At 58.2% G+C, this 23,583-nt stretch carries 28 protein-coding genes; 11 read left to right on the top strand and 17 right to left on the bottom strand.

Annotated elements, in window-relative coordinates:
• Positions 1–27 precede the first annotated feature (27 nt).
• Both ACIQV9_RS21105 and ACIQV9_RS21110 read left to right on the top strand, forming a co-directional pair.
• Entirely contained in the window at positions 28–678 is a 651-nt protein-coding gene (locus ACIQV9_RS21105) for an HAD family hydrolase (RefSeq protein WP_403105347.1), read from the top strand.
• A gap of 172 nt (positions 679–850) precedes the next feature.
• Positions 851–1,309: an REP-associated tyrosine transposase gene (locus ACIQV9_RS21110; protein WP_403105349.1), complete on the top strand. Its 459-nt coding sequence runs from the start codon at positions 851–853 to the stop codon at positions 1,307–1,309.
• A 102-nt stretch (positions 1,310–1,411) separates the two neighbouring features.
• On the opposite strand, the gene ACIQV9_RS21115 is transcribed toward ACIQV9_RS21110, so the two are convergent.
• A complete protein-coding gene (locus ACIQV9_RS21115; protein WP_403105351.1) occupies positions 1,412–2,488 on the bottom strand; it encodes an aminopeptidase in 1,077 nt (358 codons plus the stop codon).
• 60 nt (positions 2,489–2,548) lie between these two features.
• Between ACIQV9_RS21115 and ACIQV9_RS21120 the strand changes: the two genes are divergently transcribed.
• Positions 2,549–2,971 carry a hypothetical protein gene (locus ACIQV9_RS21120; protein WP_403105354.1) on the top strand — a complete coding sequence of 141 codons (423 nt, stop codon included), beginning with the start codon at positions 2,549–2,551 and terminating at the stop codon, positions 2,969–2,971.
• Positions 2,972–3,011: 40 nt separating this feature from the next.
• Positions 3,012–3,434, top strand: a complete 423-nt coding sequence (locus tag ACIQV9_RS21125) for a hypothetical protein (RefSeq protein ID WP_403105357.1) — start codon at positions 3,012–3,014, stop codon at positions 3,432–3,434.
• A gap of 6 nt (positions 3,435–3,440) precedes the next feature.
• On the opposite strand, the gene ACIQV9_RS21130 is transcribed toward ACIQV9_RS21125, so the two are convergent.
• Together ACIQV9_RS21130 and ACIQV9_RS21135 are read right to left on the bottom strand one after the other, a co-directional pair.
• On the bottom strand, positions 3,441–3,674 hold the full coding sequence (locus ACIQV9_RS21130; protein WP_403105360.1) for a DUF1161 domain-containing protein: 234 nt from the start codon (positions 3,672–3,674) through the stop codon (positions 3,441–3,443).
• Between the two features lie 237 nt (positions 3,675–3,911).
• A complete protein-coding gene (locus ACIQV9_RS21135) occupies positions 3,912–4,343 on the bottom strand; it encodes an OsmC family protein (protein WP_008152515.1) in 432 nt (143 codons plus the stop codon).
• A 242-nt stretch (positions 4,344–4,585) separates the two neighbouring features.
• Here ACIQV9_RS21135 and ACIQV9_RS21140 point away from each other — a divergent pair, with 242 nt between their 5' ends.
• Complete coding sequence (locus ACIQV9_RS21140; RefSeq protein ID WP_403105363.1) at positions 4,586–5,587, top strand: LLM class flavin-dependent oxidoreductase; 1,002 nt, start codon at positions 4,586–4,588, stop codon at positions 5,585–5,587.
• Between the two features lie 64 nt (positions 5,588–5,651).
• Here ACIQV9_RS21140 and ACIQV9_RS21145 read toward each other — a convergent pair whose 3' ends face one another.
• Positions 5,652–5,876: a DUF1161 domain-containing protein gene (locus tag ACIQV9_RS21145; protein WP_403105366.1), complete on the bottom strand. Its 225-nt coding sequence runs from the start codon at positions 5,874–5,876 to the stop codon at positions 5,652–5,654.
• Between the two features lie 123 nt (positions 5,877–5,999).
• Positions 6,000–6,215 (bottom strand): dodecin, encoded by a 216-nt coding sequence (locus ACIQV9_RS21150; protein WP_310263027.1) that lies wholly within the window; start codon positions 6,213–6,215, stop codon positions 6,000–6,002.
• 156 nt (positions 6,216–6,371) lie between these two features.
• Between ACIQV9_RS21150 and ACIQV9_RS21155 the strand changes: the two genes are divergently transcribed.
• Positions 6,372–6,698, top strand: a complete 327-nt coding sequence (locus tag ACIQV9_RS21155; protein ID WP_010465712.1) for a YqjD family protein — start codon at positions 6,372–6,374, stop codon at positions 6,696–6,698.
• Here the strand turns inward: ACIQV9_RS21155 and ACIQV9_RS21160 are convergent.
• Positions 6,695–7,588 carry a LysR family transcriptional regulator gene (locus tag ACIQV9_RS21160; protein WP_403105371.1) on the bottom strand — a complete coding sequence of 298 codons (894 nt, stop codon included), beginning with the start codon at positions 7,586–7,588 and terminating at the stop codon, positions 6,695–6,697. The genes ACIQV9_RS21155 and ACIQV9_RS21160 overlap by 4 nt on opposite strands.
• Positions 7,589–7,700: 112 nt before the next feature.
• On the opposite strand from ACIQV9_RS21160, the gene trpB reads away from it, so the two are divergent.
• The 3 genes from trpB (at position 7,701) to ACIQV9_RS21175 (ending at position 10,313) form a co-directional block, all read left to right on the top strand.
• On the top strand, positions 7,701–8,936 hold the full coding sequence (trpB, locus tag ACIQV9_RS21165) for a tryptophan synthase subunit beta (protein WP_403105374.1): 1,236 nt from the start codon (positions 7,701–7,703) through the stop codon (positions 8,934–8,936).
• Positions 8,936–9,748: a tryptophan synthase subunit alpha gene (trpA, locus tag ACIQV9_RS21170; protein WP_403105377.1), complete on the top strand. Its 813-nt coding sequence runs from the start codon at positions 8,936–8,938 to the stop codon at positions 9,746–9,748. The genes trpB and trpA overlap by 1 nt, the downstream gene beginning before the upstream one ends.
• 121 nt (positions 9,749–9,869) lie before the next feature.
• Positions 9,870–10,313 carry an anti-virulence regulator CigR family protein gene (locus ACIQV9_RS21175; protein WP_403105380.1) on the top strand — a complete coding sequence of 148 codons (444 nt, stop codon included), beginning with the start codon at positions 9,870–9,872 and terminating at the stop codon, positions 10,311–10,313.
• 54 nt (positions 10,314–10,367) lie between these two features.
• On the opposite strand, the gene ACIQV9_RS21180 is transcribed toward ACIQV9_RS21175, so the two are convergent.
• The 11 genes from ACIQV9_RS21180 to ACIQV9_RS21230 form a co-directional block, all read right to left on the bottom strand.
• On the bottom strand, positions 10,368–12,329 hold the full coding sequence (locus ACIQV9_RS21180; RefSeq protein WP_403105382.1) for a DUF4105 domain-containing protein: 1,962 nt from the start codon (positions 12,327–12,329) through the stop codon (positions 10,368–10,370).
• Positions 12,326–12,646, bottom strand: coding sequence for a DUF2388 domain-containing protein (locus tag ACIQV9_RS21185; RefSeq protein WP_094469762.1), 321 nt, complete (start codon positions 12,644–12,646; stop codon positions 12,326–12,328). The genes ACIQV9_RS21180 and ACIQV9_RS21185 overlap by 4 nt, the downstream gene beginning before the upstream one ends.
• Positions 12,647–12,674: 28 nt before the next feature.
• On the bottom strand, positions 12,675–12,992 hold the full coding sequence (locus ACIQV9_RS21190; RefSeq protein WP_403105385.1) for a DUF2388 domain-containing protein: 318 nt from the start codon (positions 12,990–12,992) through the stop codon (positions 12,675–12,677).
• Between the two features lie 106 nt (positions 12,993–13,098).
• Positions 13,099–13,416: a DUF2388 domain-containing protein gene (locus ACIQV9_RS21195; RefSeq protein WP_010465729.1), complete on the bottom strand. Its 318-nt coding sequence runs from the start codon at positions 13,414–13,416 to the stop codon at positions 13,099–13,101.
• Between the two features lie 143 nt (positions 13,417–13,559).
• Positions 13,560–13,649 (bottom strand): hypothetical protein, encoded by a 90-nt coding sequence (locus ACIQV9_RS21200; RefSeq protein WP_403105389.1) that lies wholly within the window; start codon positions 13,647–13,649, stop codon positions 13,560–13,562.
• A 381-nt stretch (positions 13,650–14,030) separates the two neighbouring features.
• Positions 14,031–14,246, bottom strand: coding sequence for a DUF1127 domain-containing protein (locus ACIQV9_RS21205; protein WP_007902752.1), 216 nt, complete (start codon positions 14,244–14,246; stop codon positions 14,031–14,033).
• A 319-nt stretch (positions 14,247–14,565) separates the two neighbouring features.
• On the bottom strand, positions 14,566–16,059 hold the full coding sequence (locus tag ACIQV9_RS21210; RefSeq protein ID WP_403105393.1) for an acetyl-CoA hydrolase/transferase family protein: 1,494 nt from the start codon (positions 16,057–16,059) through the stop codon (positions 14,566–14,568).
• 180 nt (positions 16,060–16,239) lie between these two features.
• Positions 16,240–17,676: an NAD(P)(+) transhydrogenase (Re/Si-specific) subunit beta gene (locus tag ACIQV9_RS21215; protein WP_403105396.1), complete on the bottom strand. Its 1,437-nt coding sequence runs from the start codon at positions 17,674–17,676 to the stop codon at positions 16,240–16,242.
• The gene (locus ACIQV9_RS21220; RefSeq protein WP_003187010.1) at positions 17,676–17,999 is read right to left on the bottom strand and encodes an NAD(P) transhydrogenase subunit alpha; all 324 of its coding nucleotides are present in this window, start codon (positions 17,997–17,999) and stop codon (positions 17,676–17,678) included. Before ACIQV9_RS21220 ends, ACIQV9_RS21215 begins: the two co-directional genes overlap by 1 nt.
• 15 nt (positions 18,000–18,014) lie before the next feature.
• Positions 18,015–19,136 carry a Re/Si-specific NAD(P)(+) transhydrogenase subunit alpha gene (locus ACIQV9_RS21225; RefSeq protein ID WP_403105400.1) on the bottom strand — a complete coding sequence of 374 codons (1,122 nt, stop codon included), beginning with the start codon at positions 19,134–19,136 and terminating at the stop codon, positions 18,015–18,017.
• Positions 19,137–19,571: 435 nt separating this feature from the next.
• Positions 19,572–20,471 (bottom strand): LysR family transcriptional regulator, encoded by a 900-nt coding sequence (locus ACIQV9_RS21230; protein ID WP_403105402.1) that lies wholly within the window; start codon positions 20,469–20,471, stop codon positions 19,572–19,574.
• A 157-nt stretch (positions 20,472–20,628) separates the two neighbouring features.
• Here ACIQV9_RS21230 and ACIQV9_RS21235 point away from each other — a divergent pair, with 157 nt between their 5' ends.
• Entirely contained in the window at positions 20,629–21,810 is a 1,182-nt protein-coding gene (locus ACIQV9_RS21235) for an acyl-CoA dehydrogenase (protein WP_403105405.1), read from the top strand.
• Between the two features lie 13 nt (positions 21,811–21,823).
• Positions 21,824–23,044 carry a CaiB/BaiF CoA transferase family protein gene (locus ACIQV9_RS21240; RefSeq protein ID WP_403105406.1) on the top strand — a complete coding sequence of 407 codons (1,221 nt, stop codon included), beginning with the start codon at positions 21,824–21,826 and terminating at the stop codon, positions 23,042–23,044.
• Positions 23,045–23,583: the final 539 nt, after the last annotated feature.

The following is a 23,583-nucleotide window of genomic DNA, read 5'->3' on the forward strand; positions in this document are numbered from 1 at the left end:
GCCGTCCGCACTTGGCCAGGAATTTACATGCACTACCAAACCGTACTGTTCGACCTCGATGGCACCCTGACCGACCCGCGCGAGGGCATCACCCGTTCGATCCAGTTTGCCCTGAGCAAACTGGGCATCGATGAACCCGACCTGACCAAGCTCGAACACTTCATCGGCCCGCCGTTGTTGCAGGCGTTCATGCAGTTCTACGACTTCGACGAGCCCAAGGCCTGGGAAGCGGTGAATTTCTACCGCGAACGCTTCAAGGTCACCGGCCTGTATGAAAACCGTGTGTTCGACGGCGTCACACCGTTGCTGGAAACCCTCGGCGGGCAAGGGCGACAGTTGTTCATCGCCACCTCAAAGCCGTGGGTGTTCGCCCGGGAAATCGCCCGGCACTTCGACTTCGCCAGGCACTTCAAAGTGATTTACGGTAGCGAACTGGACGGGACACGCACCAACAAAGTCGAGTTGATTGCCCACCTGATGGCCGAAGAAGGCCTGGACCCGGCCAACACCCTGATGATCGGCGACCGCAAACACGACCTGATCGGCGCGCGCAGCAACGGGCTGGATGCGGTGGCGGTCGGTTATGGATTTGGTAGCCGGGAAGAGTTGAGCGCAGAAGCGCCGGCTTATCACTTTGAAACGCTGGATGAGATGCATCAGGCGTTTTTGCGGCGTTAGTCGAATCGCCTTCGCGGGCAAGCCTCGCTCCTACAAATCACATCGGCCCGTAGGAGCGAGGCTTGCCCGCGAAGAGGCCCGCCCAGATACATCCTGTGCAACAGTTACCACCCAAGTCCCTTCTAATCGTCCTAGGCTCAAAGTCTGAGGTCACGATCAAGGAGGATCATGAATGTCAGAGCTAAAACATGCTCATCGATTGCGCACCGGCCGATATTCGGAGCCCGGACAGATTTACCTTCTGACAGCCGTCGTTTTGAACCGGCAACCGTTGTTCCATGACTTCAAGAGTGGGCGACTGGTAGTCGATGCCCTGAAAACTGCTGAGCAAGAAGGGTTTGCGACGTCACTGGCCTGGGTCGTCATGCCCGATCATTTCCATTGGCTGATCGAGTTACAGAATACTCAGCTATCCAAGTTGATGGCTCGAACCAAATCACGCATCGCAGTAACGCTTAATCGCTCGGCAGGCCGCCAAGGTCCGGTTTGGCAACATGGCTATCACGATCGCGCCATTCGGAAGGAAGAGGATCTACAGGCGGTTGCTCGCTATATCGTCGCCAATCCGTTGCGAGCTGGCTTGGTCAAGAGGGTCGGAGATTATCCGCTGTGGGATGCGATCTGGTTGTGAGGTTGAAAACGCCTTCGCGGGCAAGCCTCGCTCCTACAAAAGCAACGTAGATCCCGTAGGAGCGAGGCTTGCCCGCGAAGAGGCCCGCCCAGCCACCAGATTTTATGAACCCGCCAAAGCCTTCAATGCCACCTTGCGCTCAACCACCGGCATCGCCCCCAGCTTCTCGACGGCCGCATAAAACTTCAGCCAATCCCCACCCTCCTGCCCGAACAACGCTGCAAACGCCGGCACCCATTGGTCATACAATCCAAACGGCAATAACCGGGCGTTGTTCATCGGCGCATTGATCCACGCGTCATAGCGTTTATCCCCGGCCCAGCGGCTGTCGCGCAGTTGTCGATATTCAAGACGCAGTCGCTCGAACTCCGCTGCTTTGCGCTGGCGCATCTGGTCGGTGGGCAGCGGCAGCGCGTAGAGCTTTTCGAGTCGCGTGCGAGTGTCCAGAACCAATTGAATGAACAGGTCCCGCTGCTGCGCCTGTGCGCCGTCGTCCGGTGCCAGACCACGCGATGCACGCCATTGCCGGGTGCCTTCCTGCTCGACGAAGGTGGCGAAAGACTCGTTGAACTCGGTGTCGTCCTTCACATAAAAACGCTGGTGCGCGAGCTCATGGAAGATCAGCGTCGCCAGCCGCTCGTCGCCCCAACCCATCATTGAGCTGAGAATCGGATCGTTGAACCAGCCGAGCGTCGAATAGGCCTCGACGCCGCCAATCGACACGTCCATACCTTTCAAACGTTGCAAGGCAGCTTCGCCGCGGGCGGCACTCTGGCTGTAATAGCCGCGATAGGCGACGCAACCGGCGATGGGGAAGCAATGGTTTTGCGGTGTCAGGGAAAATTCCGGCGTGGCAAAGACGTTCCAGACCACGAACGGCCGGCCAATGTCGGCGTACAGACGGTAGCTCTGGTTATCTGGCAGATGCAGCTGTTGACTGGCGAATGTCCGGGCCTTTTGCGATTGGGTCAGGTGCGCACGCAGCATCGGATCGCGAGACGGATCGGCAAGCACGTCGGCCACCGGCTCCCTGGCCCGCAGCAATTGCAGCTGTCCACTGGCCAATTGGCTGTAATAGCTGACGCCTGCGCAACCACTGAGTAATAAAAGCAACACACCCGGAAACAAAAACCGCAAAACGCGATCAAGTAACCCAAGGCTTGGAAGCGGCCTGATCAAAATAAAATCATCCCTGGAGAGTCTGCCCGCAAGACTATCCCGCCTGACTGGAGCTCCGCTATGCGCAAATTGATGCTGACGGGAGGCTTGTTGATGCTGACCGGCTGTGCCGGATTTGGATTACCTCATCACGATCCGTCGCAAGCGTGGATCGACCTGGACTCACAGCAAGAAGACACCGCCCTGCAAGCGCTGGAAGTCGATGACAAGGCCTCTACCGACAAGCGCTATTTCGAAGTGCATCCGGGCAGTCATGAGCTGACGGTGCGTTACCAGTTTCCGGTCCAGCCCACCAACATCGGCCCCGACGCCGAGCCGCTGTGGCGTGACTGCCAGCTAAATGTGAAATTCAACGATTTCAATGCCGGTCAGCGGTATCAGCTGCAAGCGGGGAATATCGGCTTCCGGCCGTGGGCAAAGCTCTATGACCAGCAACGAAAAGTGATTGGTCAAGGCACGCCGGCGGGCTGCCAACGTAGCTAATCGGCGTTATGCTGAATGAACATCCTTTGGGACATTCATCATGCGCAGGTTGATGCTGTTGCTCGCGGCAGGTTTGGTTGCTGGCTGCCAGAGCCCGTTGCCGGCGGTTAATCCGCAGATGGCCTGGATCGAATTCTCGACACCATTCCCCAACGACAAGTTGCTGATGGCGGAGCGACTGGACAAGCAGCGATTGCGTGACGGGCGTTATTTCCAGGTGACGCCCGGCAGCCATGAACTGGTGGTCAGATTCGACTTTGAAGTGCCCGGTGGTGGGGGATTAGGTGTGATGAACGGTCCCTCGGAACGGCTGTGCTACCTGACGATCAACTACGATCATTTCGAAGCCGGCCAGCGTTATGTGCTGGAAGGCCGTTCCATAGCGTTTACTCCCGGTGCCCGGTTGTACAACGCCAAGCGGGAAATCGTCGCAGAAGATCGAGAGTCTTACTGCCTCATGTGAGGCGGATCAGCGGTCGTTCTTCTGATAGATGATTTTCTTGGTGCCGTTTTCGCACGAGCCAACGACCATGTTCTTATCGTGAACTTCGTCATTGGTGACGATTTCCAGGGTGTAGGACGAGACGTTATTGGCCTGGATCTTGGCCTCAATCTCGGCCTTGAGTTCTTCGCATGATTTCGGTGCCGCCAGGGCCGAGGTGGCCAGCGCACAACAGATAATCGCCAAGGCAAAACGTTTCATGGTTGAAGCTCCATTGAGGCAGCGCGCAGGGGGCTGCGTTTTTGCTGCTGTCATTTATTCGACCACAGTTTGGCAAAGCGAGTTCTGACATCGCTCACAAAGCGCAGGTTTAGCCGTTGGGAGGGTGTCGCTTACAAGATCGCCTTCGCGAGCAGGTTTGCTCCCGCTTTTAGGATGCATTCCATATGTGGGAGCAAGCCTGCTCGCGAAGGCGTCAGTACATTCAGCGCATGATCATCAGCTAACCAACGTCGCATCCAGACTGATCTTCGCATTCAACACTTTGGACACCGGGCAGCCTTCTTTGGCCTTGTTGCTCAGCTCCTCGAACTGCGCCTGAGTGGCCCCGGGGATTTTCGCCTTGAGGATCAGTTTCACCGCAGTGATCGCAAAACCACCATCGACCTGATCCAAAGTGACTTCGGCATTGGTATCGATGCTGTCAGCCTTGAGCCCGGCATCGCCCAGAATCATCGAAAACGCCATTGAGAAACATCCCGCATGCGCCGCGCCGATCAGCTCTTCCGGATTGGTGCCTTTGCCGCCTTCGAAACGTGCCTTGAAGCCGTACGGCGCTTCTCTGAGCACGCCGGTTTCAGTGGAGATCGAGCCGATGCCGGTTTTCAGATCACCTTCCCAATGAGCCGATGCTTTCTTCGTAATAGCCATGTCTGCCTCCTCAAGATCCGGTGCGAAACGTCGCACCTTCGTGGTTTTCGGTTGCTAGGGTTCTGAGGATAGACGGTGGTGCAAAGTTCACCTCATCTCATTAGTCCTACCGTTTTCGTAGGTTTTTTTCGTCTGGCTATTGAAACTCGGGTATATGCCCTCATTGCATGAAGCACGCTTATAGATTCGGCAGGTTTTCGTTCGCAAGAAAAACCTGCGCCCACCCTTGGAGAAGCAGGCTTATGAAACGACTGTCCGATATCAAGTTCTCGACCCTTGATCTGGTGCCCGTGCGAGAGAACGGCAGCGCGGCCCAGTCGCTGCGTAATTCCCTGGACCTGGCACAGCATGTCGAAAAATTCGGCTACAACCGCTTCTGGGTTGCCGAACACCACAACATGGACGGCATCGCCAGTTCGGCGACCTCGGTACTGCTCGGTTACCTGGCCGGTGGCACTTCGACCATTCGTGTCGGCTCCGGCGGCGTGATGCTGCCCAACCACGCGCCGCTGGTGATCGCGGAGCAATTTGGCACCCTCGAAAGTCTGTATCCGGGCCGGATCGATCTGGGCCTGGGCCGCGCCCCCGGTTCCGATCAAATGACGGCCCGCGCCCTGCGTCGCGAACGATCCGGCAGCGCCGACGAGTTTCCGGAAGACGTCGCGGAGTTGATGCGTTACCTCGGTCCACGCACGCCTGACCAGCGGATTATCGCCATGCCGGGCACCGACACCAATGTCCCTGTCTGGCTGCTGGGTTCGAGTCTATTCAGTGCACAACTGGCTGGCGAACGCGGTTTGCCCTACGCCTTCGCCTCGCATTTCGCACCGCGCTTCATGCATGAGGCGATTCGCGTCTACCGCAATCACTTCAAGCCTTCGGCGGTGCTGGATAAGCCTTATGTGATGCTCGGTGTGCCGCTGGTGGCCGCTGACACTGACGAACAGGCGGACTACCTGGCGACTTCGGTCTATCAGCGCATCCTGGCGTTGATGCGTGGCCAAAGCCTGGTGCAGCGCCCGCCGGTGAAAACCATGGATGGCTTGTGGCTGCCCCATGAGAAAGAAGCCGTTGGCGATTTCCTCGGACTGGCGATGGTGGGGAGCCCGCAGAAAATCCGCGCCAAGCTTGAGGTGCTGATCGAGCAGACTCAGGCAGATGAACTGATTTTCACCTGCGACCTGTACGAACATGCGGATCGGGTGCATTCCTATGAGCTGCTGGCGCAGGTCATGAAGGGCTGACGCTCAAATAGCGAGCACAAAAAAGCCGACGTCATTGCGTCGGCTTTTTTACTTTGGAGGGAGGTCAGCCCTGCTTGTAGACGATTTGCTTAGAGCCTTTTTCACAGGTGCCGACGACTTTCCCGTCGGCGGCAGCGCCTTTCTCGACGATTTCCAGTGAATAACCGGCAACGCCCTTGGCATCAAGTTTCGCCGCGATTTCGGCTTTCAGCTCTTCGCACGATTTGCCAGCAGCAAACGCTGTACCCGCAAGGCTCAACAAACCTACCGCTAAAATAAAATGCTTCATCGGTCGCATTCCCTGGTCGGATCAAAGGGAGCTTCCAGCCATCAGCCGGAGGCACTCATGTAGCGCTTTGCTATTTCCCTATGGCATTCGGCCAGCGCGCAAGTTCAGAAGACTAGCTCAAACTCAGCTGCTGGCAATCCGGAACCCGACCTTAAGCGTTACCTGAAAGTGGGCGGCCTTGCCGTCCTTGATGTGCCCGCGGGTTTCGGTCACTTCGAACCATTCCATGTGCTTGAGACTTTTGCTGGCCTCGGCCAATGCGTTGTTGATGGCGTCTTCAATGCTGGTGGTGGACGAGCCGACAAGCTCGACTTTCTTGTAGGTGTGGTGGTCAGTCATGGCGTTCTCCTTGGGTGTGATTTACAGCCTAGCAGTGATTTTTCGTATTACTTCTGTCGGCTCTTGCAATGCAGAAGTTCAGATTTACTGCACTTTCTCGAACCCCTGAAGTCCCAACCAACACACGCTACTCATCATCAATGAAGGAGAGCCACCATGGCCAACACCTCTTTACGTAAAGCCTCATTGCAAAGCATGGAAGCCGAGATCGAGAGTCTGCTGAAATCTTTGGAAAACCTGAAAGACGACGCCTCGGACGAGTCGCGTAAAACCCTCAAAGCGCTGAAAGGCAACGCCGAGAACGCGCTGAAGCATTCGCGCCATCTGCTTAGCGATGCGTATGAAGAAGTCAAAGTCAAAACCCGCGAAACCGGGATTGCCACTCGGGACTACGCCCAGGAACACCCTTGGACCACCGCGGGCGTCGCTGTGGGCGCACTGGGTCTGCTCGCGGCGTACCTGCTGTTCAAACGCGGCGACTAATCGGTCTGGCGCAGCTCAGTCTTGAGCCACTGCGCCAACTGCCGAGCGCGCCCGTCCGCGGCGCGCTTGGGTAGCCACAAGGCCAGTTGCGCCGGGGTTTCACTGAATCCCCAAGGTGCAACCAGGCGACCGGCCTTCAAGTCCTCAGTCACCAGCGGCTCCGGTGCAATCGCCACCCCCAGGCCCGCCACTGCGGCTTCCAGCAAATAATACAAATGCTCGAAACCTTGACCGTACTTCAACGCCTTGGCGTCGAGGCCGCTTTGCTGTGCCCAGCTCGGCCAGGCCTGTGGGCGCGAGGTGGTGTGCAGCAAGGGTTCGTTCAATAACGCTGTGGCGGGAGCGCCTTGCAGCCTTTCGTAACCCGCGAAACGTGGGCTCATCACCGGGCCGATTCGTTCGCTGGCCAACTCATAGACTTGCATGTCTGCCGGCCATGGTGGTTCCGCAAACACCAGCAGGGCATCGAGCCCCGGCCGTCGAGGATCGAGATCGCCTTCCCCGGCCGACAGGTGCAGGCGCAGGTCTGGCAGATCGGCATTAAGTCGTCCAAGGCGTGGAATAAACCAGCGCGCCAACAAACTGCCCGAGCAACCCAGTACGAACGGCGCGTCGGCGGTGTTTTGGGTCAGCTCTGCGCACACAGTCCGCAGACGCTCAAAGGCTTCCCCACTGGCATCACGCAAACGCACGCCGGCATCTGTGAGTTTCAGGCCGCGTCCATCCTTGATGAACAGGCTTACACCCAAGTGTTCTTCAAGCACCTTGAGTTGCCGGCTGACCGCGCCATGAGTGACGTGCAACTGTTCGGCAGCCTGACTGACGCTGTTCAGCCGGGCTGTGGCTTCGAAGGCGCGAAGGGCGTTCAGCGGGGGAAGGTCGTGGCTCATGGGATCTGTGAGTTTTCCTGACAGGTTGTGGCGATCTTATCGGTTTTCAGGCTTGGGCGTCAGGGGTAGAGTGACCGTCATTGTCATCTCACGAATCCCACTGGAGCGACCCATGACCCAGACTAATCTGCGCAACGGCCCCGACGCCAACGGCCTGTTTGGCTCGTTCGGCGGCCGTTACGTCGCCGAAACCCTGATGCCGTTGATCCTCGACCTGGCCCGTGAATACGAATTGGCCAAGGAAGATCCGGCGTTCAAAGAAGAATTGGCCTACTTCCAGCGCGACTACGTCGGACGTCCAAGCCCGCTGTATTACGCCGAACGCCTGACCGAATTCTGCGGCGGCGCAAAGATTTACCTTAAGCGCGAAGAGCTGAACCACACCGGCGCGCACAAGATCAACAACTGCATCGGCCAGATCCTGCTGGCGCGGCGCATGGGCAAGAAACGCATCATCGCCGAGACCGGCGCCGGCATGCACGGCGTTGCAACGGCGACTGTGGCTGCACGTTTCGGCCTGGATTGCGTGATCTACATGGGCACCACTGACATCGAACGTCAGCAAGCCAACGTATTCCGCATGAAATTGCTGGGCGCCGAAGTGATCCCGGTCGTCGCCGGCACCGGCACCCTGAAAGACGCGATGAACGAAGCGCTGCGCGACTGGGTGACCAACGTCGACAGCACCTTCTACCTGATCGGCACCGTGGCCGGTCCGCATCCTTATCCTGCGATGGTTCGCGACTTTCAGTCCGTTATCGGCAAGGAAACCCGTGATCAACTGCAAGCCCAGGAAGGTCGTCTGCCGGACAGCCTGGTGGCGTGCATCGGTGGCGGTTCCAACGCCATGGGCCTGTTCCACCCGTTTCTTGATGACAAAAGCGTCGAGATCATTGGTGTGGAAGCCGCCGGTTACGGCATCGAAACCGGTAAACACGCCGCCAGCCTGAACGGCGGCGTTCCGGGTGTGCTGCACGGCAACCGTACTTTCTTGCTGCAGGACGACGATGGCCAGATCATCGACGCTCACTCGATTTCCGCCGGCCTCGACTATCCAGGCATTGGCCCTGAACACGCCTGGTTGCATGACATCGGCCGCGTTCAGTACACCTCGGTAACCGACGACGAAGCCCTCGACGCGTTCCACAAATGCTGCCGTCTGGAAGGGATTATTCCGGCACTGGAAAGCGCCCACGCCCTGGCCGAAGTGTTCAAACGCGCACCGACCCTGCCGAAAGATCACCTGATGGTGGTCAACCTGTCCGGCCGCGGCGACAAAGACATGCAGACCGTGATGCACCACATGGAAAACTCTAAACAAGAGCAGTCCCAGCAGGAGAAACACTGATGAGCCGCCTGCAAACCCGTTTTGCCGAACTCAAGGAACAGAATCGCGCCGCCCTGGTGACCTTCGTCACGGCTGGCGATCCGAGTTATGACACTTCCCTGGCGATCCTCAAAGGCTTGCCCGGTGCTGGCGCCGATGTGATCGAGCTGGGCATGCCCTTCACTGATCCGATGGCGGACGGCCCGGCCATCCAGTTGGCCAACATCCGCGCCCTCGGCGCCAAGCAGAACCTGGCGAAAACCCTGCAAATGGTGCGCGAGTTCCGTGAAGGCAATACCGACACGCCACTGGTGCTGATGGGGTACTTCAACCCGATCCACATGTACGGCGTGCCGCGTTTCATTGCTGACGCTAAAGAGGCCGGGGTTGATGGTTTGATCGTGGTCGACCTGCCACCGGAACATAACGGTGAGCTGTGCGACCCGGCCCAGGCTGCGGGCCTGGACTTCATTCGCCTGACCACGCCGACCACCGATGATGTGCGTCTGCCGACCGTTCTGAATGGCAGCTCGGGCTTCGTCTACTACGTCTCTGTTGCCGGTGTGACTGGCGCTGGCGCGGCGACACTGGAACATGTTGAAGAAGCGGTTGCCCGTCTGCGTCGCCACACCGACCTGCCGATCAGCATCGGTTTCGGCATTCGTACACCGGAGCAAGCGGCGTCCATCGCGCGTCTGGCCGATGGTGTGGTGGTGGGTTCGGCATTGATCGATCACATCGCCAATGCGTCGACTCCGGATCAGGCTATCGATGGCGTGTTGAGCCTTTGCTCGGCGCTGGCCGAAGGCGTGCGTAAAGCCCGCGTCAGCTGAAGGTAAAGTTCCTGATACAGAGGAATTAGAGCCTCGCGGCACAGACTAAACAGCAAGACCGAGGGCTTCAGGACTACGTTCTGAAGCCCTTTTTGCTGTATGTGCAGTGAGGAAAGACCTGATGAAAATGCCGAAACGTCTGATTGTCAGCCTGGGCGTACTGATGCTCAGCGCCACGCCGTTGCTGCATGCGAGCGCCGATCAGCGCGACGATCACGACCGCGGCGGCCCGCAGCAGGGCTATTACGATAATCATGGCAATGACCACCGTGGCCCGCAGGACAATCATCGCGGCGGCCCTCCACCACGGGACTTCGGCCCAGTGCGTCAGACTATCCACGATAACCACGGCTACTTTGTACGCGGCGCACCGCCACCGCCTGGCATTCATCTGGTGCGCGGCCGGCCATTGCCTCACGGTTATTACGGTGAGCGCCTGGACAATCGTGCCTTGGGACGGCTGCCGTATTACCCAGGCTACGAATGGCGCCGTGCCGGGGGCGACATTGTGCTGATCGCCGTAGGAACCGGGATCGTCTATGAGATTCTGGAAGGCGTGCTTTGATTTAACGTGCGGGCAAAAAGAAGGCTTCGTGGATGATCCACGAAGCCTTCTTTTTTATGGCAACTCCAGTCCGCCCGCGGCTTTATGCAATTTGCGCAAATGTTCACCCACCTGTTTCAGGTTGGCTTCGTTGGCGGCCATCTCGGCCGCACGGCCCGGTTCGAGCAGCGCTCTGACTTCCTTGTCCAGATCGCCGGTCAGCACTTGAAGCTGCTTCTGGCGCAGGCTGCTTTCCGATTCCAGGCGCTGCCATTCATTCGGTTGGGGCAATCCATATCCGCCGGTGCCGAGCAGCTCCGCTGGACGACTCAGGAAGCCGCTGTTGGCGAGAATCTGCTGCAAGGTCGCGTTCGCCTTGTCCATGCCGCCGTTCTTCAATTCCCGAGCACCCAGATAGCGCTGCTTCACTTCATCCTGGGCCAGCACCAACTGTTGACGGAAGCTCGCCTGCTCCAGCAACAGCAACGCTGCACTGGTGCGCAGGTCAGCCTGCTCAAACCATTGCCGACGTTCTTCAGCTTTCAGTGCCAGCCAGTCTTCGACTTTTTCCTGCTTGATCGGCAAGTGCTTCTTCAGCACTTCGAACATCGCTTGATAACGATCACGGAAGGAGTCGAAGCGATAACCCAGGCGCAACGCTTCGCGTGGGTCATCCAGAACGCTGGTATTCGCCAGTCCGCGGCCCTTCATCACTTCCAGCAAGCCGTTGGGCATGATGCTGTCGAGCCCGACCAGTTTCGCGTTGTTGCTGCCGCTGCGCAGCAGTTTCAGGCCTTCCACCGCGCAGTTGTTGGACAGAAAATAGTAGTTGCCGTCATAACTCCAATGCATCTCGGCAGCGTGTTCCACCACGTCTTCAATTTCGTTGCGCGACAGGTTCAGCGGTACCGAGGCCAGGCTGCGCAGTTCTGTCTTGGTGTACTCGTCGATCACTTGGGCCAACGGCAATACAAACAGGCGCGACGGGTATTTACCCACCAGTCCATCCCAGCTCGAGAGCTGTACGTCGCCGACGAAGGCGCGATAGGACAACACCAGATGCTGGTCGAGATCCAGTCGACAATCAGGCCCACGGGGCCGGCCCGGCGCGCAGATCACCAGGCGCAACATGCTGTGTCCCCAGCGGCTGACCCAGTTCTGGTTGGCTTCGGCTAGCAGATAGTCGACGGCGTACACCCGTTCCGGATCGACCTGGCCCAGCGGTTGTTTGGCAAAGTCGTTGCCGGCATTGAGGAAGGCAAAGGATTTGCTGCAGACGTCCTTGGCGGCAGGCGCCCAGCCGAAATGTTCTTTGTAGTAGCGATACAGCGCGGGGCGACGGCAGGCATAGCTCGGGTCGAGGAGGAAATACTCCATGTTGACCGCGACAAACTCTTTGGGGCTGCTTGTTTCGTAGATGTCCGGGCTGCGGGCGATTTGCCGGTTGTGCTGCTCGCGCTCGCCACGGCGACCGACGTATTGCGGCCAGCCAGCCAGGTCGAGCAGGCGCGGGTCATCGCTCAGGGTAAAGCGGCGGTCGGATTGACCACGGCATTCATCCGGGATGCCAATCAGGCCGGAACTGTTGTTGCGCCGGGTACAGCGCTGGATCAGCGTGCGCTCCGCGTCCGGCCACAGGCGCGAACGGTCGTAAATATGGGTGAGTTCGTGCAACACCGTTGCGAGCATCTCGCGGCGGACGGTGCCATGGGGGCGATAGGTTTTCTTGGTGGCGGCACTGCCGTCCGTGAGGCTGACGAGCAAGTTACGGTTCAGGTCGAGTTCGGACACCAACGATGCCTGGCCATAGGCATTGCTCGGCATGTCGTCGGTCCAGCCGACGTCAATGCGCCGGTCCAGTTGTTCGATGAAGCGTGGCGGCAGGGCCTGCATGGCTTCATCGAGCAATGCTTGACTGGCTTGCTGTTGTTCGGGGCTCAGACCCTCGGTCTTGAGCCGTAATTGCAGGCCAGCCTGGGCCGTGTTGCACAGCAGCAACATCAGCCCGGCCAGCAGCCAGGCGCTTGGCGACCTCACAGTGCGAGGATGGCTTCGGCGAGCACCTGATCACTCGCGTCCCGGGCTTCCGGCACGCGGGTGCGCAACGTGTTGATGGCCGCTTCAAGGTGCGCGCCGCGTATGTCGCCATCACTGGCAACGAAACTGGCCGCATCGTCGTGGGCTTCACGGATGATCTTCGAATCGCGGATCGACGTGGTGGTATCGGACGTGAAATCCAGGGTGCGCTGAGTGGCATTGATGATGATGTTACTGGTGGCGACCAAGGTGTGCGCCTGGGTCACATCGGCCAATAAAAGCAGGCCAAGGGCAACAGCAATCAGAGGGCTACGCATGGAACGACTCCGCAAGGACAAAGGATAACTATTGGACGAGAATTGCCTGCGCCAGTTCAAGGTCGCTTGCATGAAGTTTTGCCTGGCTGAGGCGCAGGTAAATCAGCGCGGACTCAAGCGCCGCTCCGCGTAATTGGCCGTCGCTGGCAATGAACGCCGCGGCGTCATCGTGTGCCGCGATCAGCAGCTTACGGTCGAAGGGGGCGGCGGTCACCATGCTGGTGGCGTAACCGGTGACCACAATTCCTTGGGTCGACAGGTTGAACGCGTCGTAGGCATAGGTCGGGCCCGACCAGCAGGCCGCGAGAAATACTGAGGTGAAAAACTGTTTTGAAAGAAAACGCATGAGACTCGATTGCTGAAAACGAGTCCAAAGGCTAGCGCAATGCCCGGGCTAGAGCCAGTGCCGAAACATTGGGACACGACAAGCGTGTCCCACGTGACAGCGTTGCTTAGATGGTCAGGATGGCCTGGGCCAGCTGTGCATCCGTCGCGTTCAGCTGAGGAGCCTGGTGGCGAATGTGGTCGAGGGCGCTTTCCAGTTTCACGCCACGAATGGCGCCTTCGCTGGCGACGAAGCTGGCGGCGTCGTCACGGGCAGCGCGCACGATCTTGTCATCGCGGAAGGAAGAAGTGACATCTGAGGTTGCATCGGAACTGGACTTTAGCGCGCCGACGACGGCATCCGTGGTCACGATGAAGCTGGTCGCGTGGGAATTGGCAGCCACGGCAAGCAGGGCTGCAGCGCTGAGCAGACGAAGACGGGACATGGTGTAACTCCTTTGGATAACCGATTGAGAGGTGATGAGGCAGCTGTTGGATCAGACGCCTGTCGTACAGCGCTCGCCACGTTCTAGTTGATATTAGGCCTGCTTTTATCGGTTCGAATAGTCCCTTCCGTTAAAGCAGGACCCTAGGGCAAGAACGGTTTATCCAATTCATTGAGCTGATCGGCGTGGCTGATGCCCAGGTCTGAGAGTTGCTGATCATTGAGCTGGCCCACCAAACGCCGGGTGCGAGCTCTCTAATGGGCGGCGGCGAGCGACTTCAGCAATCGTTTAAGCCTGTGGAGTCGAGGCTTCTTTAGAAGGGCGGGGGACAGAAACATTCAGTAAGTTATCCATGGCGCGCAGTCCTTTTGCCGGAGAGTCAGTACTTCATGTTGGGCGTTGCGAGTCTGGACCTACAGATACACCGCTGTGAAATTGTACTGGTTCAATCTGATAAATATTTAAACTGTACTTATTGTCGGTTATTCCTTTTGTGCGGCCACCGACCAAGGCCGAAAACGACAAAGCCCGTCGTGGTTTCCCACGACGGGCTTTGTTTTTTCAATTTGGAGTGCTGGCGGTGGACCAGGTGGGTCAGAGCCAGCGACGCTAACTTAGCGCCAGAACGGCTTGCTCAGCTCTTCGTAGCGTTGTGCTTCGCTAATCCCGGCATCAGCCAGCAGACGCGAATCCAGACGGGCCAGTTGATGGCGGCTGGAGATGCGGCGCTGCCACAGCATCAGGTTGGCAATAACGCGAAGAGGCATGGAAGCCTGGGTTTTTGCAGCGGTATCTTCGAAGAACAGTTCGGAACTGAGTGTACGTTCCATGGTTGACATCCTTCCGCTTGTGGCGGGATTAGGTAGTGGTTTAACTGATGCCAATGATCCTCTCGTTTGGCTAGTCTCTGTAGATACAGTTCACCTGTATTGTGAGGGACCAGTTAACTGTTAATAGGGGGTGTACTGGTCGAAATTGAGGCAACTGTACCTATCGGCACTACATTGGTGCGATTTTGAGGTTTTGGCTTGAATGTGTAGGCAAATACGGTAGGAAATGACCAGTACAGCAGTACAGTTTTAAGCAGAATCTACTGTGGCCAATGCCAGCTGACGCAACTGTGTTTGCGTCAGCTGTTTTTTCGTTGAATCAGACCGCCAGCATTCGCCCGGTTTCTTCCAGGTTGATGTGCCAGCGCAGGGCATCGCGCAGGATATGCGGGGTGTGCCCGCCCAATGCGCAGGCCGCCGTAAAGTAGTCATCCAGCGCCTGGCGATAGTCCGGGTGCACACAGTTGTCGATGATCACCCGTGCTCGCTCCCGTGGTGCCAGGCCGCGCAGGTCGGCCAGGCCGATCTCCGTCACCAGGATGTCGACGTCATGCTCGGTATGGTCGACGTGACTGACCATCGGCACCACGCTGGAGATCGCGCCACCCTTGGCGATCGATTTGGTAACGAAGATCGCCAGGTGCGCGTTGCGCGCAAAGTCCCCTGAACCGCCGATGCCGTTCATCATGCGTGTGCCGCAGACGTGGGTGGAGTTGACGTTGCCGTACAGGTCGAATTCCAGCGCGGTGTTGATGCCGATGATGCCCAGGCGCCGCACCACTTCCGGATGGTTCGAGATTTCCTGCGGCCGCAGAACCAGTTTGTCCTTGTAGCGCTCCAGGTTGCCGAAAACATCGGCATTGCGCCGGCTCGAAAGGGTGATCGAACTGCCCGAAGCAAAGCTCAGCTTGCCGGCGTCGATCAGGTCGAAGGTCGAGTCCTGAAGCACCTCGGAGTACATGGTCAGGTCTTCGAATGGCGAATCGATCAGTCCGCACATCACCGAGTTGGCGATGGTGCCGATACCGGCCTGCAATGGGCCGAGCTTGTTGGTCATGCGCCCGGCAGCCACTTCCTGCTTGAAGAAGTCGATCAGATGGTCGGCAATGGCCTGAGTGTCAACGTCCGGCGGCAGCACAGTGGACGGCGAGTCAGACTGATTGGTGAGCACGATAGCGACGATCTTCTCCGGCGGAATCGGGATGGCAGTGCTGCCAATGCGATCGTCGACCTTTACCAGGGGAATCGGCGTGCGGGTCGGCCGATAGGTCGGGATATAGATGTCGTGCAGACCTTCGAGGTTCGGGTTGTGCGCGAGGTTGATCTCGACGATCACCTGTTTGGCGAAAATTGCGAAGCTCGCCGAGTTGCCAACCGAAGTAGTCGGCACGATATGGCCCTGCTCGGTGATCGCCACGGCCTCAATCACGGCGATGTCCGGGAGCTTGAGCTGCTGGTTGCGCAATTGCTCCACGGTTTCCGAGAGATGCTGGTCAATGAACATCACTTCGCCGGCGTTAATCGCCTTGCGCAAAGTGCTATCGACCTGGAAAGGCATGCGTCGCGACAGTACGCCGGCTTCGGTGAGCTGTTTATCCAGGTCGTTGCCCAGGCTGGCGCCGGTCATCAAAGTGATTTTCAGCGGGGTGATTTTGGCGCGCTCGGCCAATGCGTGGGGCACGGCTTTGGCTTCGCCGGCGCGAGTGAAGCCACTCATGCCGACGGTCATGCCGTCCTGAATCAGAGCGGCAGCGTCAGCGGCGCTCATCACCTTATCCAACAACGAAGGCAAGCGAATACGATCACGGTACATGGATGGTTATCTCGGGCAACGGAAGCAAGGTGTGCAGTCTAGTGATTTGAAAAAAATCCGTCCCGCTACCATGGTCGAATGCAAAGGCCTGATTTAGAGCCTTTGGTCGGGTTTCACGGGGAATAAAAAAACCCCAGCCTACTAAAGGCTGAGGTTTTGGGTATTGCGTTGGAGCAGGTTTTACTCGACAGCTTTGACCATGTCTTCGATGACTTTCTTGGCGTCGCCGAAGACCATCATGGTTTTGTCGAGGTAGAACAGTTCGTTGTCCAGACCGGCATAGCCGCTGGCCATCGAGCGCTTGTTGACGATAATGGTCTTGGCCTTGAACGCTTCCAGAATCGGCATACCGGCAATCGGCGATTTCGGGTCGTTCTTGGCGGCCGGGTTGACCACGTCGTTGGCGCCCAATACCAGCACCACGTCGGCCTGGCCAAACTCGGAGTTGATGTCTTCCATCTCGAACACCTGGTCGTAAGGCACTTCGGCCTCGGCCAGCAATACGTTCATGTGGCCAGGCATACGACCGGCAACCGGGTGGATCGCGTACTTCACGGTCACACCGCGATGGGTCAGCTTCTCGGTCAGCTCTTTCAGCGCGTGCTGCGCCCGCGCTACCGCCAGGCCGTAGCCCGGAACGATGATCACGGTGTCGGCGTTGGTCAGCAGGAAGGTCGCGTCGTCAGCCGAACCGGATTTCACCGGGCGGGCTTCTTTCGAGCCGGCCGGGCCCGCCGCGTCCGCCGTGTTGCCGAAACCGCCGAGCAGCACATTAAAGAAGGAGCGGTTCATCGCCTTGCACATGATGTACGAGAGGATCGCACCGGACGAACCCACCAGGGAGCCGGCGATGATCAGCATCGAGTTGTTCAGCGAGAAGCCGATACCCGCCGCGGCCCAGCCGGAGTAGCTGTTGAGCATCGACACCACCACCGGCATGTCCGCGCCGCCGATCGGGATGATGATCAGCACGCCCAGCACGAAGGCCAGGGCCAGCATCAACGCGAAGGCGCTGAGGTTGCCGGTCAGCATGAAGGTGATACCCAGCGCCAATGTTGCAAGACCAAGCAACAGATTCAGCTTGTGCTGTCCACTGAACTGTACCGGTGCGCCCTGGAACAGGCGGAACTTGTACTTGCCCGACAGCTTGCCGAAAGCAATCACCGAACCGGAGAAGGTGATTGCACCGATGGCAGCGCCGAGGAATAGCTCCAGACGGTTACCGGCAGGAATTGCATCGCCCAGTTGCTTGACGATGCCCAGGGATTGCGGTTCAACAACAGCTGCGATCGCAATGAACACCGCGGCCATACCGATCATGCTGTGCATGAACGCGACCAGTTCCGGCATCTTGGTCATTTCAACGCGCTTGGCCATGATCGAGCCGGCAGTGCCGCCGACCAGCAGGCCGACGATGACGTAACCGATACCAGCGGTGGCCAGCTCAGCGCCCAGCTTATAGACGAGGCCCACGGTGGTGAGGATCGCCAACGCCATGCCGAGCATGCCGTACACGTTGCCGCGTCGCGATGTGGTTGGGTGCGACAGGCCTTTGAGGGCCTGGATAAAGCAGATCGACGCGATCAAGTAGAGCGTCGTGACAAGATTCATGCTCATTACTTGGGCGCCTCTTCTTTTACGGCTTTCGGGGCTTTTTTCTTGAACATCTCAAGCATCCTGCGGGTCACCAGGAAGCCACCGAACACGTTCACCGCCGCCAGAGCCACCGCGAGGGTGCCCATGGTCTTGCCCAGTGGCGTCACGGTCAAAGCCGCAGCGAGCATGGCGCCGACGATGACGATCGCCGAGATCGCGTTGGTCACCGCCATCAATGGCGTGTGCAGTGCAGGTGTAACGTTCCAGACCACGTGATAACCGACATAAATCGCCAGCACGAAGATGATCAGGTTGTAGATACCGGGGGAGATAAGCTCTTCCATCGTCTGAATCCCTGCTTAGGCGTTTTTGCGGATGACTTGGCCGTCGCGGCACATCAGGCACGCGGCGACGATGTCGTCTTCGAGGTTGATCTCGAACTGGCCTTCTTTGTTGAAGACCAGCTTCAGGAAGTCCAGCAGGTTGCGTGCGTACAGGGCCGAAGCGTCTGCCGCGACCGCGCCGGCCAGATTGGTCGGGCCGCAAATGGTCACGCCATTCTCGATCACGACTTGGTCGGCCACGGTCAGCGGGCAGTTGCCACCCTGGGCTGCCGCGAGGTCGATGACCACCGAGCCAGGCTTCATCTGCGCCACGGTTTCCGCGCTCAACAGCGTCGGCGCCTTGCGGCCCGGGATCAGTGCCGTGGTGATGACGATGTCAGCCTGCTTCGCGCGTTCGTGCACGGCCAGGGCTTGGCGTTGCATCCAGCTGGCGGGCATTGGCCGGGCGTAACCGCCGACACCGACAGCGCACTCGCGCTCTTCATCGGTTTCATACGGCACGTCGACGAACTTGGCGCCGAGGGATTCAATCTGCTCCTTCACCGCAGGACGAACGTCAGACGCTTCGATCACTGCGCCCAGACGCTTGGCCGTGGCGATCGCCTGCAAACCCGCAACGCCGGCGCCCAGAATCAGCACGCGCGCCGCTTTCACGGTGCCCGCAGCCGTCATCAGCATCGGCATGAAGCGTGGGTAGTGGTGAGCGGCTAGCAACACGGCTTTATAGCCGGCGATGTTCGCTTGGGAGGACAGCACATCCAGGCTTTGAGCACGGGAGGTGCGCGGAGCCGCTTCCAGCGCGAACGCGGTAATGCCGCACTCAGCCAGCCTGGCAATGGTTTCATTGCTGAACGGGTTGAGCATGCCCACCACAACAGTGCCGCTTTTAATCAGCGTCAGCTCGCTGTCGCTGGGGGCGACCACCTTGAGAATCAGCTCGGCACCAAAGGCATCGTTGGCGCTGCCAATCATTGCGCCTGCCGCTTCATAGGCACTGTCGACAACGCTGGCGTTAATGCCGGCGCCGCTTTGCACAGTGACCTTATGACCCTGGCCGATCAGCTTCTTGATGGTTTCCGGGGTTGCAGCAACCCGTGTTTCACCCGTCTGGGTTTCGAGAGGAACACCAATGTGCACGTCAAATCTCCTGCGTGATCTTATTGAGTAAACCCAGGCACTTCGGATGGTGCGGCTGGGGCGGCCGATCAGCACGATCCCGCCAAATCTGGGCGGGGCGCGGCATTTTGCAGGCGAACTTTGTGCCCTTCAAGGGATTATGACGGGTGACGGAAAATTAACTACAAGTCACCCCGTGACCGAATGTCGCAACCGACCGCCTCAATCCCTTACAGGCCGTGCCTTGTAAGGATTTTGGCCAAATTTCAAGAATTTACACATCGGCACGGTGAATGAGGCGTCATTGCTGGTGAATAGAGGCTCAAAGCCACGTCGGCAGGCACTTGTGGGACGTTTGTACTGCTTGTCGGTACAGTCTGCGAATATGCGACAAAAACGTATATCTGTAGGGCTTTGTATTTGCTGACTACGGGGTCAGTTAAGTCGTGAAAGCCTTTATCCTTCTAGGTTGTAGCTTTGTGCCTGGGTGACCAGCCAATCGCGAAATGCCCGTAAAGAGGCCGATTCGATCTTTCGCTCTGGAATCATCAGGTAATAGGCCTTGATGCTCGACAGCGCTTGAGCGTTGGCTATCACCAGGCGTTTCTCCGCCAGTTCGCGTTGAATCAGGAATGGCGGAATCAGCGCGATCCCCATGTCGTGCATCGCCGCTTGGGCAAGCATGGAGAATAGCTCGTAGCGCGGTCCTGTCATGTCACGCGGGACATTTAGGCTCTGAGAGTTGAACCACTGGCGCCAGGCATAAGGACGCGTGGTCTGTTGCAGCAGGGGCAGTTCGGCGATTTCATCGGGTGTCAGGCTGGTTTTTTTGCCCAGTAGCGTGGGGCTGCATACCGGCATCGGATTTTCGCCCATCAACCTGTGGGATTCGGTACCCGACCAATCCGCATCACCGAAGTAAATCGCGGCATCGAAGTCGGTATCGGCAAACAGGAAGGGGCGTGTGCGGTTGGTGAGGTTGACCGTCACTTCCGGGTGTTTGTGCTGGAAGTCCTTGAGCCGTGGCAGCAGCCATTGGGTGCCAAAGGTCGGCACGACGGCCAACTCGATCACATTGGCGCCCTGTTGCCCCATCACGGACAAAGTGTCCCGCTCAACCGCGTCGAGCTGGGTGGCTACACGGCGGCTGTAGGAAAGTCCGGCTTCTGTCAGCTTCACTCCGCGCCGCGAGCGTCGGAAAAGTTCTACGCTGAGGAACTCCTCGAGACTGGCGATCTGTCGGCAAATGGCGCCTTGAGTGAGCGAAAGCTCCTGCGCCGCTTTGGTAAAGCTCTCGTGGCGCGCTGCCGCTTCAAAGCTGATCAGGGCGGTGGTGCTAGGGATTTTCCGGCGCATGTACTCCAACCTCACTAATACATCGCATAAAGGCTATTTCGCGACGTTACGGAGTGAGAAATTAGCACAACAGTATGCAAAATCCTCGTTTGCCGTAATGCCGAGGCAGGCCTAGGATCAGTCCACGTTATTTGACCCGATTCGAGAGGACACACTCATGGGCGGTAAAGCTAGCTTCAACTGGATCGATCCCCTGCTGCTGGATCAACAGCTCACCGAAGAAGAACGCATGATCCGCGACACTGCCGAGCAATTCGCTCAGCAGAAGCTCGCACCGCGCGTGCTTGGAGCTTTCCGCCATGAAAAGACCGATCCGGCGATCTTCCGCGAGATGGGCGAAGTGGGCCTGTTAGGTGCGACCATTCCCGAGCAGTACGGTGGCAGCGGCCTGAACTACGTCAGCTACGGGCTGATCGCTCGTGAAGTCGAGCGTGTCGACTCTGGCTATCGCTCGATGATGAGTGTGCAGTCCTCGCTGGTCATGGTGCCGATCAATGAGTTCGGCACTGAAGCCCAGAAGCAGAAGTACCTGCCGAAACTGGCCTCGGGCGAGTGGATTGGTTGCTTCGGTCTGACAGAGCCTAACCACGGTTCCGACCCGGGCGCGATGATTACTCGTGCACGCAAAGTGGAAGGTGGCTACAGCCTTACCGGCAGCAAGATGTGGATCACCAACAGCCCGATTGCCGATGTGTTCGTGGTCTGGGGCAAGGACGATGCGGGCGACATCCGTGGTTTCGTTCTGGAGAAGGGCTGGAAAGGCCTGAGTGCTCCGGCGATCCACGGCAAGGTTGGCTTGCGTGCATCGATCACTGGCGAGATCGTCATGGACAACGTATTTGTCCCTGAAGAAAACATCTTCCCTGACGTCCGTGGGTTGAAAGGCCCTTTTACTTGCCTCAACTCCGCGCGCTACGGCATTTCCTGGGGCGCACTGGGCGCAGCAGAATTCTGCTGGCACACCGCTCGCCAGTACACCCTGGATCGTCAGCAGTTCGGTCGCCCGTTGGCTGCCACTCAGCTGATCCAGAAGAAACTGGCCGACATGCAGACCGAAATTACCCTGGCGCTGCAAGGCTGCCTGCGTCTGGGTCGTATGAAAGATGAAGGCACAGCGGCCGTCGAGATCACCTCGATGATGAAGCGCAACTCCTGCGGCAAGTCCCTGGACATCGCGCGCATGGCACGTGACATGTTGGGCGGTAACGGCATTTCCGATGAGTTCGGTGTTGCCCGCCACCTGGTCAACCTGGAAGTGGTGAATACCTATGAAGGTACGCATGACGTCCATGCACTGATCCTCGGCCGCGCGCAGACCGGCATCCAGGCGTTCTACTAATAGGAGAACGTCCATGGGCGCGCTTTCGCATCTACGGGTACTGGATTTATCGCGGGTGTTGGCCGGACCTTGGGCCGGGCAGATCCTTGCGGACCTTGGCGCCGAAGTGATCAAGGTCGAGCGCCCGGGCAATGGCGACGACACGCGCGCCTGGGGGCCGCCCTTCCTGAAAGACGCCTATGGCGAGAACACCAGCGAGGCCGCCTATTACTTGTCGGCCAATCGCAACAAGCAATCGGTGACCATCGACTTCACGCGTCCAGAGGGGCAAAAGCTGGTGCGTGAGCTGGCAGGCAAGTCGGACATCCTGATCGAGAACTTCAAGGTTGGTGGCCTGGCGGCTTATGGGTTGGACTATGAATCGCTTAAAGCCATCAATCCGAATCTGATTTATTGCTCGATTACCGGGTTTGGCCAAACCGGGCCTTACGCCAAGCGTGCGGGCTATGACTTCATGATCCAGGGCCTGGGTGGGCTGATGAGTCTGACCGGTCGGCCTGAGGGGGATGAGGGCGCAGGGCCGGTGAAAGTCGGTGTGGCGCTGACAGACATCCTGACCGGGCTCTATTCGACGGTGGCGATCCTTGCGGCGCTGGCCCATAGGGATCATGACGGTGGCGGTCAGCATATCGATATGGCGTTGCTTGATGTTCAGGTTGCCTGTCTGGCCAACCAGGCGATGAACTATCTGACTACGGGTAATGCGCCCAAGCGCTTGGGTAATGCTCATCCGAACATCGTGCCTTATCAGGATTTTCCTACGGCGGATGGCGACTTCATCCTCACCGTGGGTAATGACGGGCAGTTCCGCAAGTTTGCGGAGGTGGCTGGGCAGCCTCAGTGGGCGGATGACCCACGCTTTGCGACCAACAAGCTGCGGGTGGCGAATCGTGCGGTGTTGATTCCGCTGATCCGTCAGGCGACGGTTTTCAAGACCACGGCTGAATGGGTGTTGCAGTTGGAGCAGGCGGGTGTGCCATGCGGACCTATCAACGACTTGGCGCAAATGTTTGCTGATCCTCAGGTCAAGGCGCGTGGTTTGGCGATCGAGCTACCCCATGTGCTGGCTGGGATGGTGCCGCAGGTAGCGAGCCCTATTCGTCTGTCGGAAACCCCGGTGGAATATCGTAATGCGCCTCCGTTATTGGGCGAGCACACACTGGAGGTTCTGCAGCGGGTGTTGGGTCTGGACGCAGATACGGTCGCCGCTTTCAAAGAGGCAGGGGTGCTCTGAAGATTCCTTCTATATAGAGGGAGTGGTTTTGCTTTCCTATATAGAAGGGAATCGGCCTGTTTTCCGGCTTTCTGCAAGTTATTGATAAAAAAGCCAAATTAGGTGTTGACGGCAGATTCTGGAAGTCTATAATTCGCCCCACTTCCGGCGCAGTCGAAACGGAAAACTCCTTGGTAAACAAAGAGTTACGCAGTTTTCGACAGCGAGTTGCTTCAGGTCATCGAAGCCCAGAAGGAGTTGATCAAGCGGGGTTGTTTGGCTTGATTGACGGTTCGATCTTCTCGGTCGAAAGCGGAGAAAAAGAGGTGTTGACAGCAGCGAGTAACGCTGTAGAATTCGCCTCCCGCTAACGAGAGATCGGAAGCGCAAGTGGTTGAAGTTGCAAAGGAAACTTTGAAAACTTCTGAAAATAACCGCTTGACAGCAACAGAGGCTGCTGTAGAATGCGCGCCTCGGTTGAGACGAAAGATCTTAACCAACCGCTCTTTAACAACTGAATCAAGCAATTCGTGTGGGTGCTTGTGGAGTCAGACTGATAG

The sequence above is a fragment of the Pseudomonas sp. NPDC099000 genome (assembly GCF_044759925.1).
GTDB lineage: Bacteria > Pseudomonadota > Gammaproteobacteria > Pseudomonadales > Pseudomonadaceae > Aquipseudomonas.